The following is a 14325-nucleotide window of genomic DNA, read 5'->3' on the forward strand; positions in this document are numbered from 1 at the left end:
GGACTGAATGGCGAGTAACAATGTAGCCCAATTTGCCACCGAGCTGAAGATGTCAGCGGATTTGCTGCTCACGCAATTGCGTGCCGCAGGCGTCAGTAAAAGCTCGACGTCCGATGCGCTGTCAAAAGAAGATAAAGATCGATTGCTGGAACATCTGCGTCGCTCTCACGGTGTAGCTGCGGACGCAGATAAGAAAAAAATCACTCTGACACGCAAAGAAACAACTGAAATCAAGCAGGCAGATGCCACAGGAAAGTCACGTACGATTCAGGTCGAAGTTCGCAAAAAACGTACTTTTGTTAAACGTGATGAAACTGCCGCTGAAGAACCGGTTCGCGCAGCTGCTTCTATTGTCGTTGATCCGGTTGAGATCGCACGTCATGAAGAAGAAGCTCGTAAAGAAGCTGAAATGATTGCTCAGCAAGAAGCTGAACTGATCAAGAAGCAAGAGCATCTGGCTAAGCTAGAAGCAGAAAAAGAAGCTCAGGCTCAAGCATTGCGTGAGGCTGAACTGGCAGCAGAAGCTGCTGCTAAAGTCGAAGCTGAAAAGCTAAAGGCAGAGCAGGCTAGCAAGGTAGTTGCAAAAGCAGCGCCTGAAGCAGCGGTCGTCGCTCCTTCAACAGCTGAAGAAGACAAAAAGCGGGTCATTGCTGACGATAGTAAAAAGAAAGCGGTCGCTGATGCAAAAGAAGCAGCAGAGCGCGCAGCGGTAACAGAGATTGCCAGAAAAAAAGTGGCAGATGAAGTCGCACAAATCAAAGAAATGATGAGTGCTGCCCGCCGACCTGTGAAAGCGCCTGAACCGGTTGTTGCGCCTAAAGTTGCCGAAGGCACGTTGCATAAGCCTACAGATAAAAAAGCCGGTGAGAAAAAACCAGCGACGGATAAAAAAGATGAGAAAAAGCCAGCAGTTGTGGCTGATAAAAAATCGATCAAGTCTGCGAATGTTTCTTCGACATGGCAAGAAGATGCTAAAAAGCGTGGCGCTGGCATCAAAACTCGTGGCGATACTTCCGGTGGACGCGATGGCTGGAAGGGCGGCCCTAAAGGCCGTCGTTCACATCAGAACGATGATCGTGAAACCAATTTCCAGGCTCCTGTTGAGGCCATCGTCAAGGATGTTTTTGTTCCTGAGACACTGACAGTTGCTGAACTCGCGCACAAGATGTCGGTTAAAGCTTCTGAAGTGATTAAGCATCTGATGAAGTTGGGTCAGATGTGTACGATCAATCAGGTTCTCGATCAGGAAACAGCAATGATTCTGGTTGAAGAAATGGGTCACAAAGCATTCGCGGCGAAACTTGATGATCCTGAGGCGATGCTGACGGATACGGCCGAGCACGCTGATTACGAATCCACTCCGCGCGCACCTGTCGTGACGGTTATGGGTCACGTTGATCACGGTAAAACATCTTTGCTCGATTACATCCGTCGCGCTAAAGTGGCGTCTGGTGAAGCTGGTGGTATTACGCAGCATATCGGTGCGTATCACGTTGAAACACCACGTGGCATGATCACTTTCCTTGACACCCCAGGTCACGAAGCCTTTACGGCAATGCGTGCTCGCGGTGCGAAGGCAACGGATATTGTCATTTTGGTTGTCGCTGCGGACGACGGTGTTATGCCGCAAACGAAAGAGGCGATTGCACATGCGAAAGCTGCAGGCGTGCCGCTGGTTGTTGCAATTAATAAAGTCGATAAGCCAGGCGCAAACACTGATCGTGTAACGCAAGAGTTGATTGCCGAGAGCGTTGTTCCGGAAGAGTACGGCGGTGATTCTCCATTCGTTCCTGTGTCTGCAAAGACAGGTCAAGGTATTGATGCCTTGCTGGAGCAGGTATTATTGCAAGCGGAAGTGTTGGAGCTGAAAGCGCCGGTTGACGCACCAGCTAAGGGTCTGGTTGTTGAGTCCCGTCTTGATAAGGGGCGCGGTACTGTTGCAACAATTCTGGTTCAGTCCGGTACATTGAAGCGTGGTGATGTGGTGCTGGCAGGTTCTTCCTATGGTCGTGTTCGTGCGATGCTGGATGAAAATGGTAAGAGCATCACTGAAGCCGGTCCATCTATTCCGGTAGAGATTCAAGGTTTGACCGAAGTACCATCTGCCGGTGAAGAAGTCATGGTCATGACTGACGAGCGCAAAGCGCGTGAAATCGCTCTGTTCCGTCAAGGTAAATTCCGTGACGTCAAACTGGCCAAGCAGCAAGCCGCTAAACTGGAAAACATGTTTGAAAACATGGGTGAAGGCGAAGTCAAAAACTTGCCTATCATTGTCAAAACAGACGTTCAGGGTTCACAAGAAGCTTTGGTTCAGTCTTTGCAGAAATTGTCGACCAACGAAGTCCGGGTACAAGTTGTGCACGCGGCAGTGGGTGGTATTTCAGAGAACGACGTTAATCTGGCGGTGGCTTCCAAAGCGGTCATCATCGGCTTTAATACACGTGCTGATGCGTCAGCACGTAAACTGGCAGAGTCCAATGGCGTTGACATCCGTTACTACAACATCATTTACGATGCTGTTGATGAAGTTAAGGCGGCATTGTCAGGCATGCTGGCACCAGAAAAGCGCGAAACGATCATTGGTATGGTTGAAGTTAAGCAAGTATTCCTGGTCAGTAAGGTCGGTGCAATCGCAGGTTGCCTGGTAATCGATGGTGTCATCAAGCGTACTTCTTCCGTACGTCTGTTGCGCAACAATGTGGTGACCTGGACGGGTGAACTGGATTCTCTGAAGCGCTACAAAGATGATGCGAAAGAAGTTCGTGCAGGTATGGAGTGCGGTCTGTCATTGAAGAACTACAATGAAATTCAGGTCGGTGATCAATTGGAAATTTTTGAAATCCAGGAAATCGCACGTACTTTGTAATTGATGCCGGAAACAAGTATTTATTGAAGTAACGATTGAAGTAATAAGGCGGGGTGGACATTGATGTTTGTGTAGAGCCAGAGCGTTTAGCTGGTGATCCACGAACCAAATGTCCACCTTGCGCATTTAGGTTTTATGGCAAAACATAGTAAAAATATTCCCGGACGCGGGCTGCGGGTTGCAGACCAGATTCAGCGTGATCTGGCGGAAATTATTTGGTCAGAATTAAAGGATCCGCGCGTTGGTATGATCACGCTGACGGAGATTCAATTGACGCCGGATTATGCGCATGCCAAAGTGTTTTTCACGACACTGGCAGATGATCCTGCTGCGATCAAAAATACACTTGATGGCCTGTCAAAAGCGGCTGGATTCTTGCGCAATCAATTAGGTTTGCGTTTGCATATCCACACATTGCCGCAATTACACTTTGTGCATGACACGTCGACCATGCGTGGTATCGCCATGTCTAAATTAATCGACGAAGCTAACGCAACGCGTGCAAAAGACGACGGCGAAGAATAACGCTCTACCTGTCTGTAAAGTCAGAACCCGTTCACATAACGGGTTCTGCTGAAGTTCCCTCCTGATATTGCCTATGAATAATCCCGTTAAGAAGCGTATTCGTGTTCCTGTGCATGGCGTTTTGTTGCTGGATAAGCCTGTTGGTTTGTCGAGCAATGATGCTCTGATTAAAGCCAAGCGCTTATTCAATGCGCAAAAGGCGGGGCACACCGGAACTCTGGATCCTTTCGCTACCGGCTTATTACCTTTGTGTTTTGGTGAGGCGACTAAGTTTTCGCAAGACTTGCTGGAGGCGGATAAAACTTACCAGACTATCGTACATCTTGGTATCAGCTCGACAACGGGCGATACGGAGGGCGAGGTCATTGAGACATCTTCTGTTTCGGCCAGTGAGCAGCAGATTCAGCATGTGCTGGAGCAATTTCGCGGTGATATTCAACAAGTGCCGCCGATGTATTCTGCGCTGAAGCGTGATGGCAAACCTTTGTATGAATATGCGCGCGCCGGTATCACACTTGAACGTGAGGCAAGAGCCGTAAGCATTCATTTGCTGGAACTGGTCAACTATGAAGCGCCGTTCCTGACCTTAAATGTTTGCTGTAGCAAAGGAACCTATATTCGCGTGTTGGGGGAAGACATTGGTAAAGCGCTTGGCTGTGGCGCGCACTTGCAAGCCCTGCGTCGCACGCATGTTGGTCATCTGGTGCTGGAGAAATCGATTACGCTTGATGCACTGACGGAGATGGACGAAGCATCACGCTTTTCTTTGCTGGCTCCCGTTGATGCATTATTGTCGAGTTTTCCTAAAATCGAATTAAGCGATGAACTTGCGAAAAGATTCCTGCAAGGCCAGCGACTGGCCCTGGGTAAAGAGGACATCTTAGTGCCTGCCGACATCGGCCGTGTCCGTGTATACCGTCAGGCTGACCAGCAACTCCTTGGCTCAGCCCAATTGCAGGACTACACGATACTCGCGCCGGAGCGACTGATCTCCACCAGTTCTGACGTTTAATTCATAGAAGTTTTTCAAACTTGCAATTTAGCTCGGAAAATTGCATGAAATTGTCATCAACGCGTAGTAACTCCTTGAAATAATGGGAGTTTTGCGTAATATTGGAATGTTGTGCAGTACAGCATGCTATAATCTTGGGTTACCCGAATTTCCCTATTCTTTTTCGCTATCATGTCAAATACAAAACGCGCTATCCGCAACATCGCCATTATCGCTCACGTCGATCACGGCAAAACTACACTGGTTGACCAATTGCTGCGTCAATCCGGTACTTTCCGCGACAACCAGCAAGTTGATAATCGCGTCATGGACTCCAATGATATTGAAAAAGAACGTGGTATCACGATTCTTTCTAAAAACTGCGCCGTTGAATACAAAGGCACGCACATCAACATCGTTGATACTCCAGGTCATGCGGATTTCGGTGGTGAAGTGGAGCGTGTGTTGTCCATGGTTGACAGTGTGTTGTTGCTAGTCGACGCGCAAGAAGGCCCGATGCCACAAACGCGTTTCGTAACGCGTAAAGCTCTGGCTTTAGGTTTGAAGCCTATCGTTGTTGTGAATAAGATTGACCGTGAAAACGCTGATCCGCAAAAAGCCGTTAACGCGACATTTGAATTGTTCGACAAACTCGGCGCGACCGATGAACAGTTGGATTTCCCTATCGTTTATGCTTCTGGTTTCAAAGGCTACGCTGGTTTGGAAGATACAGTACGCGATGGCAATATGGAACCACTGTTCGACGCTATCCTGAAGCACGTTCCTGCGCGTGAAGATGATCCTAATGGCCCATTGCAATTGCAAATCACGTCACTGGAATACTCCTCTTACGTCGGCAAGATTGGTGTTGGTCGTATTTTGCGTGGTCGCGTTAAGGCACTGCAAGATGTCGTGTGGATGAACGGCCCGGATGACAAGCCAACCAAGGCTCGTATCAACCAGGTACTGACGTTTAAAGGCCTGGACCGCGTTCAGGTTGACGAAGCACTGGCTGGCGATATCGTGCTGATCAACGGTATTGAAGAAATCAGCATCGGCTCAACCATTTGCGCACCGGATACACCGGAAGGTTTGCCAATGTTGAAGATTGATGAACCGACATTGACGATGAACTTCATGGTGAATAACTCACCATTAGCTGGTCGTGAAGGTAAATTCGTGACTACACGTCAGATCCGTGATCGTTTAGATCGCGAATTGAAGTCGAACATGGCGTTGCGTGTTGTGCAGGCTGAAAACGATGATTCGACTTATGAAGTTTCTGGTCGCGGCGAATTGCATTTGACGATTTTGATCGAAAACATGCGTCGTGAAGGTTTCGAATTAGCGGTTTCCCGTCCACGCGTTGTGTTCAAAATGGTCGATGGCGTACGCCACGAGCCGTATGAAAACTTGACAGTTGACGTTGAAGAAAATAATCAAGGCGGCGTAATGGAAGAACTCGGTCGCCGCCGTGGTGACCTGCAAAATATGGAACCGGACGGCAAAGGTCGTGTGCGTTTGGAATACCGTATTCCAGCGCGTGGTCTGATCGGCTTCCAAGGCGAATTCATGACATTGACCCGCGGTACTGGCTTGATGAGTCACGTGTTTGATGAATACGCACCGGTTGATAACACTAAAGGTGAAATGGCTGGCCGTCGTAACGGTGTATTGATTTCCCAAGATGATGGCGCAGCAGTTGCCTACGCTATCTGGAAATTGCAAGACCGCGGTCGTATGTTCGTCGTGCATAACGACCCAGTGTATGAAGGCATGATCATCGGTATTCACTCACGTGATAACGATCTGGTTGTGAATCCGATCAAAGGTAAGCAATTAACCAACGTGCGTTCTTCTGGTACCGATGAAGCGGTACGCCTGGTACCACCAATTCAGATGAGTCTGGAATACGCAGTTGAATTCATTGAGGATGACGAATTGGTTGAAGTCACACCGAAGAGTATCCGTTTGCGTAAACGCTTCTTGAAAGAACATGAGCGTAAGCGTGCTTCTCGCGACGTAGCGTAATTGCTTTTGTAATCGCTCTTTAGTTCGATGCGGCGTGGTTCCGCGTCGTACTGAATTAACCCGTTTCGCTCTTGCCTACGCAAGCAGTCAAACGGGTTTTTTATTTGGATAGTTATGATGAACAACATGAGTCATCGCCGTGCGGTGATCCTGATGATTTGCGCGGCAACTTTATGGAGTATCGCAGGTGTATTGACGCGACATCTTGATGGTGCCCGCGATTTTGAAGTGACTTTCTGGCGCAGTTTTTTTGCCGCCATATTTGTCGCAGTCGCCATGCTGAGGCAATATAAAAAAGCCTTCATTCCCCGTCTGAGATTGCTTGGCAAGATAGGATTGCTTTCTGGATGTATGTGGGCGACGATGTATAGCTGCTTCATGATTGCAATTACCATGACGACAGTTGCCAACACCTCAATCATGGAAAGTCTGTCGCCCTTATTTACCGCTTTTCTGGCATGGCTGATACTGCGTCAGCATATTCCAGGCAGAACCTGGCTCGCTATTGCTGCTGCCTGTGCCGGTATATGCTGGATGTTCGCAGGCAGTATTTCGCAAGTTGATCAGCGTGGTTTGCTTGGCATGCTGATCGGACTTGGCGTGCCAATTGCGGCCTCAGTCAATGTGATTTTATTGAAAAAAGCCGGGCATACGGTTGATCTGATCCCCGCTGTATTTATGGGCGGATCTATCTCTGCACTCATGATGCTGCCATTTGCTTTGCCGTTTCAGGCGTCCTTGCATGACATTACTATTTTGGCGATTCTCGGTTTTTTTCAATTGGGATTTCCTTGCATGCTGATGGTGCGCGCTTCGGCGAGTCTGAGCGCACCGGAGATTGCTTTGCTGTCTTTACTTGAGGTCTTGCTGGCGCCGATATGGGCATGGCTTGGCGCTGATGAGGTGCCTGCTCAGGCGACACTGGTCGGCGGAGCCATCGTATTACTTGCTTTGGTGTTCAATGAATTGGCGGCGATGCGGGAGGATTGATGCAGGACAAATAGTCTGCGTTTATATTTGTCGATGCGGGGCAGTCAGTTATAGAATCGCGAACATTTTTCTTTTCGGATTGCCCTGCCATGCATCAAGCCTCCCCACTCAAAGCACCTGAACTTCTTTTACCCGCCGGATCGCTGGAAAAAATGCACGCCGCATTCGACTTCGGTGCGGATGCCGTCTATGCCGGTCAGCCACGTTACAGCTTGCGCGCTCGTAACAACGAATTTTCCACACTCGATATTCTTCAACGAGGTATTAGCGGTGCGCATGCACGTGGTAAACAGTTTTTCGTTGCCAGTAATATTTTTCCGCACAATGCCAAACTCAAAACCTATCTGAACGACATGGCTCCCGTGATCGCGATGAAACCGGATGCTCTGATCATGGCAGATCCTGGCCTGATCATGATGGTGCGTGAAAAGTGGCCCGAAGTGAATATCCATTTATCTGTACAAGCCAACGCAACCAATTGGGCTGACGTCAAGTTCTGGCACATGATGGGGCTTACTCGCGTGATTTTGTCGCGTGAATTGTCACTGGATGAAATCGAAGAGATTCGTCAACGCTGTCCTGAAATGGAACTGGAAGTATTTGTTCACGGGGCTTTATGCATTGCGTATTCTGGGCGTTGTCTTTTGTCAGGATATTTTAATCACCGCGATCCGAACCAAGGAACTTGTACGAACTCCTGTCGCTGGGATTACAAGGTGGAGAACGCACAGGAAAACGAGACAGGTGATCTTGCGCGTGCAAGTAAAGAGACACCAGTACAAACCATACAGTTCAACTATCAGCAAGCGCTGGAGGAGGCTAATCAGTCTTTTTCCGCGATGGGCGATATGCAGCGGCATCCACTAGCAGATCGTCCGTATTTGATAGAAGAGAGCAGCAAGCCAGGTCAGTTCATGCCTATACTGGAGGACGAGCATGGAACCTACATCATGAACTCAAAAGACTTGCGCGCAGTTGAGCATGTCGAGCGTCTGGCACGGATCGGTGTGGATTCTTTAAAAGTTGAGGGACGTACAAAATCACTGTATTACGTTGCCCGGACTGCGCAGGTTTATCGTCGGGCGATTGATGATGCGGTAGCTGGCCGGCCTTTTAATGAGCAGTTATTGGGTGAACTAAACGGGCTGGCAAATCGTGGTTATACCGACGGTTTTTATCAGCGCCATCACACGCAAGAGCATCAAAACTACATGGAAGGTGTGTCGAAAGCACATCGCAGCCAATACGTAGGACGTGTCTTATCCATAAAGGATGGCTGGGCAGACGTAGAGGTAAAAAATCGTTTTGCGGTCGGTGATCAGATCGAGATCATTCATCCCTCAGGTAACCAGATTGTTGCGTTGACGGCGATGACCTCCACGGCTAATGCGCCAATGCAAATCGTAGCCGGTGCAGGTCATACAGTCAGAATTCCTTGCGATCAACGGTTTGACCAGGCACTGCTGGCAAAGATGCTTTGATGCTCTCTTACATGATGACTAAATGCATACGCTTGCTGGGATGGGTTCATGGTTCATTATCATGGCCCATCATCTGGTATCAGCCTGTTGATGAATGAGATGTGATTGCAGAACTCGCGGTGGAACTCAGCTTGTTTGTGCTTTCTGTTGCGGTCGCTTTTGCAAAATTAGTCGGGAAAAATCGGTCGCGTAGTTTCATGAACGGTGTTTCTACCAAACTAAATAACAAGTAGCCGCCCAGCAAACTAGCGACAAACATGATGCTAATGCCGCTAGCACTGGTTACAGACACGCCGTGTTGAGTCAAGGGAGAGATCAGCACATTCATCAACGGTTTATGCGCCAGATAGAGCGCATATGACCACATCGCAAGTTGTGCCGCACCCGGAATGCGCCACTGGTAGAGCCATGAATTCGGACTCAGTGCAGCCATCGTCAGCAAGGCAAAACTGATCGCTAGCAAGCTGTAACCAAACGCCGTGGTGAACCACAAAAAACCTTGGCCATCCACATAGCTGTAATTGACAAACAGATAGAAGCTCAACAGACACAATGCAAGCCCGCTCAGCAATGTGGCTTGTCCATGCGCCTGTACGCGTTGCCATGTCGCAGGATGGAAGTTCTTCAGCATCGCCAGCGCCACACCTGGTAATAATTCATCAAAGCGGCACAGGCTGGAATAATAAATCGTCTCGTAATATAAAGTTCCATCACTACCGACATCACGCCACATCCAGCTGCGTAACAACACCGCAGCGCACATCAGGCTAATTAACAGTATCCAGCCGGTCTTCACTGATTTACTGAGACGATGCACGAGCAGGGCAAGTGCTGGCAATACAAGGTAAAACTGTTCTTCAATACAAAGTGACCATGCGTGAGAAAACGCCGAGCCTGGACGTAAATTAAAATTCTGTGTGAAGCTCAAAAATTTCCATAAAGGCGTTACCGGATTGCCGCCCACGGCCAGAGGGAATAAAAAATAAATCGCCAGAATCACGTAAAAATTCGGCAGCGTCCGCAAGGCGCGCCGGATATAAAATCTCTTTAACGAGAACGAACGATCTGACTGTATTACAGAAAAAATCTGATTGCCGATCAGGTAGCCGCTCAATACAAAAAACAAATCTACTCCGGCCCAGCCTATTTCACTCAATATCCCAAAACTCGCTTCATGACTCACAAAAACCATATAGTGATACATCAGCACCAGCAAAATCGCACTTGCACGCAAGGTATCCAGACCGTTAATACGGTGGGAGAGGGTGGTTTTTGTCATGGGAGCGTGCAGATAAAAGTAAGTCGAAATGGTAGGGCCAAACGGATGAACAGCGTAACAGTAAGCGGCTGAAAATTGGCAATAGCGACAAACTATTTTTATCGTGGAAGCCTTCCCTTTGCGTTAAATAAATCTGGGAGCTTCTAAAAAATCTTGAATCGATATTTTATGGGACGGTTACCCGGGCCTTTTCTTTGTGTCTCCTTATCTTTGAATCTCTGTGATGAGAGGTCTTAGTTTTCGCGTAAGTCCTATCGATAGGTTTTTTCAACTTGGATGTTTTTTGAAATTTTCATTTGCATACACTAATAAAAATGCGGCTGTCAGTATGATTTCATGCCAGCAGCCGCATGGTATATGCGGATTGGGGTGTTGATTCCGTGTTTGAATTAACGCATTTGCTATTGCGCTTTCAATATATCGGCAATCGCGCCAAACAACGTGTCGATCTGCGCAGGCGTGATGATCAGTGGCGGTGACAGCGCGATGATGTCGCCGGTCGTCCGGATCAGCACGCCTTTTTCCCAAAAACATTTCAGGAATACGTCAAAGGCTCGGGTACCGGCTTTACCGGGAATACTCTCAAGCTCAATGCCGCAGACCAGACCCAGATTGCGGATATCTTTGACGTAGGGCAGGCCCTGCAAGCTGTGCGCCGCTTGCTCAAAATGGCTGGCGTTCGACGCTGCACGGTCAAATAATTTTTCTTCCTGATAAACATCAATCGTCGCAATTGCGGCGGCGCAAGCGAGTGGATGTGCAGTGTAGGTATAGCCGTGGAAGAACTCGATGCTGTTTTCCGGTGCGGCACTCATGAAGGCGTCATGGATCGCTTGTTTCACGATCACCGCACCCATCGGTACGGCGGCATTGGTCAGGCCTTTGGCGCAGACGATCATGTCTGGTATGACGCCAAAGTAGTCGGCAGCAAACGGCGTCCCCAATCGGCCGAATCCGGTAATGACTTCATCAAAAATCAGTAAGATGCCGTACTTGTCGCAGATAGCACGGAGTTTTTGCAGATAGCCTTTGGGCGGCAAAATGACACCTGTCGACCCCTGTAGCGGTTCTACAATGACCGCCGCTACAGTGGAGGGGTCATGCAAGGCGAGCAGTCGTTGTTCCAGTTCATCCGCCATCTCGGCACCGTGCTCAGGCAGGCCGCGGCTGAAGGCATTTTTTGCAATATTCAGCGGATGGCGCAGATGATCGACAGCGGGTAGTGCAGGCCCAAAATGCTTGCGATTACCTGCAATGCCACCGACCGAAATGCCGCCAAAACCCACGCCGTGATAGCCGCGTTCGCGTCCGATCAGGCGATGCCGCATACCATCTCCGCGCACCCGGTGATATGCCAGAGCGATCTTCAGCGCGGTATCGACGCCTTCAGATCCGTCGTTGCAGAAGAACACGCGGTTTAATCCCTCGGGCGCTATGGATACGAGTTTGCTGGCCGCCTCAAACGCCAACGGGTGTCCCATCTGAAAGGTCGGCGCAAAATCCATGCGTGCCGCCTGTTGCTGAATCGCGCTGACAATTTTTGTATGACCATGCCCGGCATTGACGCACCATAGTCCTGCGGTGCCATCCAGAATCTGATGGCCATCATCCGTTGTGTAATACATGCCTTCCGCAGCCACCATCAGGCGCGGTTTGCTCTTGAACTGGCGATTAGCAGAAAACGGCATCCAAAAATGCTCGGTGTTCAGCGGTGTAGTCATGATTCTGGTCCCTAGGAGGTTGGCGAGAAATTGCTGGCGACTTTGGATTGTGGCACTACCAGTCAGCTTACTCAAGAGTTCGCCAGATTTAATTTGGAAATACCCTGTATCAGCGACGCTGTCTTTGATTGGTCGTATTGCATCCATGCGTGCGCCAACGAACAGAACAGAAAGTCGCCAGCGCGCATTCTGATCCTGCACTGTCAACAGCAGAGTTGCCCCGACTATAGATAAGAAAGAGGTCCCATATGAACATCATTAAATGTGTCGATAAAGCCTATGAAAAGCTAAACTTCATCGAACTTGCTGATGCGCCAGTCAGTGCTTTGCAAGGCGTCAGTGCTAAGGATGCCGAGGTATTAAACAAGGCTTTTCACGTCAAGACGATCCGCGATTTCGGCATGCTGAAATTCGTTAAATGGGCCGCTGCCATCGCGACTCTGGCGGAACAGGTGGAGAGCGAGGAGGATAAAGCCAAAGAAACCTTACTCGATGACGCACTTGAAATGTCTTTTCCTTCGAGTGATCCTATCTCTGTCAATTCCGGTATTACTCGGATCGAAGTCGCGCCAGAGATGGTTGAGGCCAGTAGCGATCATCAAAATAGTACGGCGATAGAGCCACCGAATAAAAGCTAGCAGGCGTATTTTTTCAGTGTCTTCAGAGCTGGCATTGCAGATGTAGTGAAAACGTACATAGGTTCCAAGGTGCCCAAAAATTGAGACGGGTACGGCAGGATATGTAGGTTTTTTTAGCGTGAGATTTGTAGCGTAATTAACGGCGTTTCTGACTATACTTGCCCTAGTATAATTAGAGGTACCTTTATTTATTTGCGGACTTAGGGGTAAATTATAAAAAAAATAGGGGAGTATATGATTTCCCTCCCTTTTTATCTCAGGGATTATTGGCCAGAATTAGTTCTGGGTTTATTTCCCGCTTTATTTTCCATTCACTTATCCCTGTCCCGGTCTGAGCATATTTTTCCTACGATGCTTTACATCACTCGCTTAATAATTCCGCTACAGATTGCAAACCATCGATACGCTCGGATACGACACGCACCGCGACAATGATTGGTACGCCGAGCAGCAGACCCCAGATTCCCCATAACCAGCCCCAGAATAATAAGCCTATGAATACGGCTGCCGCATTCATTTTGGCGATCTTGCCCGTCATCCAGGTCGTGATAAATGTCCCGACCAGCACGGATACCGCTAGAGATGAGCCAGCTACCAGCATGGCTTGCGACAGTGATCCGAATTGCATGAACGCCGTAGCACCGACCGCCACGGTAATGATGATCTGACCAAAATACGGAATGATATGCAAACAGCCTGCCGCCACCGCCCATGCGCCCGCATTCTCCAGCCCAATCAGACGAAACACCACCCATAGCAGCAAAGCGAGTAGCAGATTGGTCACCAGGAGCATGAACATATAACTCTGGATCGACTTGTTGATGTCATCGAGAATATGGACAGTGATTTTTTTCGAGGATAAAGAGGGGCCGGTGATTTTGACGAGTTTTCGTTTAAAACTATCGCCTGACAGTAACAGAAAAAATACCAGAAAAATCACCATCATTAACTGACCCAACGCACCAGCTGCACCCATCGAGCCAGCCCATAGCCAATCCTGCACCTTGAATGCCGGACGCGCCACAATCACTGTGGTGGGCTGACGTACGCCTGGGCGTGCACCGCTACTGGTTTGACTAGTCGCTTTTTCAATCTCAGTCGCTACCGCCTGCATCTGTTGCATCGTGGTCGGCTGATCATCTTCCGTTTTCGTAATGGCTTGTGATATCTGGTGAGCGGCATCAGGTAGCCGCACCAGAATAGAATTAAATTCCGCACGAAGTGAGTTCGCGACCAGTCCACTACCGCCTAGTATCGAGATCATGACTAGAGCGACACCGGCAGCGCGTGGAATCCGTATATGTTCAAGCCAGACCACGACAGGATTAAGTGTGTAAGAAATCAGTATGCTAAATATGAGGGGAATAAAAAAATGCTGAGCTGACTGCAGTGCGAACACAAATGCGATTGTCGCCAGAATTGCCAGTGCCAGACCGCGAGCGTTCACAGGAATATGGATATGTCCGCCTTTGGTACTTAGTGGTGTATTGGATGTCTCAGGCATGTCTGGTACCCCGGATACTTCTGGTGATTTCGTCGCTTCCGGCGCTTCCGTCGTTTGTGCTCCGGAAGTCTCCTCCGACTCAGAGGGCGTTCTGGATGAAATGGGGAATTCGGTTTCTTCCTGAGCAGGAGTGGTCATTTTTATTGTCCTGTTATTTTTATTATGTGCGATGTCTGGTCGTTAAACCGATCGCCAAATAGGAAGCGGACATTGTGTATAAGCTGATGGGATAAGACAGCCAGTACTTGATGTCTTTTCCGACCTTGTTGCCACAATGTCCGCTTTTTCTGCTCCGGTGA

At 48.9% G+C, this 14325-nt stretch carries 10 protein-coding genes; 7 read left to right on the forward strand and 3 right to left on the reverse strand.

From position 1 onward, the window contains the following. The first annotated feature begins 7 nt into the window (after positions 1–7). The 6 genes from infB (at position 8) to yegQ (ending at position 8884) form a co-directional block, all read left to right on the forward strand. Positions 8–2866: a translation initiation factor IF-2 gene (gene infB / locus ACO0LE_RS12460; RefSeq protein WP_422960672.1), complete on the forward strand. Its 2859-nt coding sequence runs from the start codon at positions 8–10 to the stop codon at positions 2864–2866. 135 nt (positions 2867–3001) lie between these two features. Then, positions 3002–3391 carry a 30S ribosome-binding factor RbfA gene (gene rbfA / locus ACO0LE_RS12465; protein ID WP_422960673.1) on the forward strand — a complete coding sequence of 130 codons (390 nt, stop codon included), beginning with the start codon at positions 3002–3004 and terminating at the stop codon, positions 3389–3391. A 73-nt stretch (positions 3392–3464) separates the two neighbouring features. Further along, positions 3465–4403, forward strand: coding sequence for a tRNA pseudouridine(55) synthase TruB (gene truB, locus ACO0LE_RS12470; RefSeq protein WP_422960674.1), 939 nt, complete (start codon positions 3465–3467; stop codon positions 4401–4403). Positions 4404–4574: 171 nt separating this feature from the next. Further along, positions 4575–6413, forward strand: coding sequence for a translational GTPase TypA (typA, locus tag ACO0LE_RS12475; protein ID WP_422956348.1), 1839 nt, complete (start codon positions 4575–4577; stop codon positions 6411–6413). 126 nt (positions 6414–6539) lie between these two features. Continuing rightward, positions 6540–7403: a DMT family transporter gene (locus tag ACO0LE_RS12480; RefSeq protein ID WP_422960675.1), complete on the forward strand. Its 864-nt coding sequence runs from the start codon at positions 6540–6542 to the stop codon at positions 7401–7403. Positions 7404–7492: 89 nt separating this feature from the next. Then, complete coding sequence (yegQ, locus tag ACO0LE_RS12485) at positions 7493–8884, forward strand: tRNA 5-hydroxyuridine modification protein YegQ (protein WP_422960676.1); 1392 nt, start codon at positions 7493–7495, stop codon at positions 8882–8884. Between the two features lie 79 nt (positions 8885–8963). On the opposite strand, the gene ACO0LE_RS12490 is transcribed toward yegQ, so the two are convergent. Both ACO0LE_RS12490 and ACO0LE_RS12495 read right to left on the reverse strand, forming a co-directional pair. Beyond that, positions 8964–10163, reverse strand: coding sequence for an acyltransferase family protein (locus ACO0LE_RS12490; protein WP_422960677.1), 1200 nt, complete (start codon positions 10161–10163; stop codon positions 8964–8966). A gap of 401 nt (positions 10164–10564) precedes the next feature. Then, complete coding sequence (locus tag ACO0LE_RS12495; RefSeq protein ID WP_422960710.1) at positions 10565–11884, reverse strand: aspartate aminotransferase family protein; 1320 nt, start codon at positions 11882–11884, stop codon at positions 10565–10567. 248 nt (positions 11885–12132) lie between these two features. Here ACO0LE_RS12495 and ACO0LE_RS12500 point away from each other — a divergent pair, with 248 nt between their 5' ends. Further along, positions 12133–12522 (forward strand): hypothetical protein, encoded by a 390-nt coding sequence (locus tag ACO0LE_RS12500; protein WP_422960678.1) that lies wholly within the window; start codon positions 12133–12135, stop codon positions 12520–12522. 361 nt (positions 12523–12883) lie between these two features. Here ACO0LE_RS12500 and ACO0LE_RS12505 read toward each other — a convergent pair whose 3' ends face one another. Next, a complete protein-coding gene (locus tag ACO0LE_RS12505) occupies positions 12884–14026 on the reverse strand; it encodes an AI-2E family transporter (RefSeq protein ID WP_422960711.1) in 1143 nt (380 codons plus the stop codon). Positions 14027–14325 lie beyond the last annotated feature (299 nt).

The sequence above is a fragment of the Undibacterium sp. Xuan67W genome (assembly GCF_049340165.1).
In the GTDB taxonomy this organism is placed as follows: Bacteria; Pseudomonadota; Gammaproteobacteria; order Burkholderiales; family Burkholderiaceae_D; genus Undibacterium.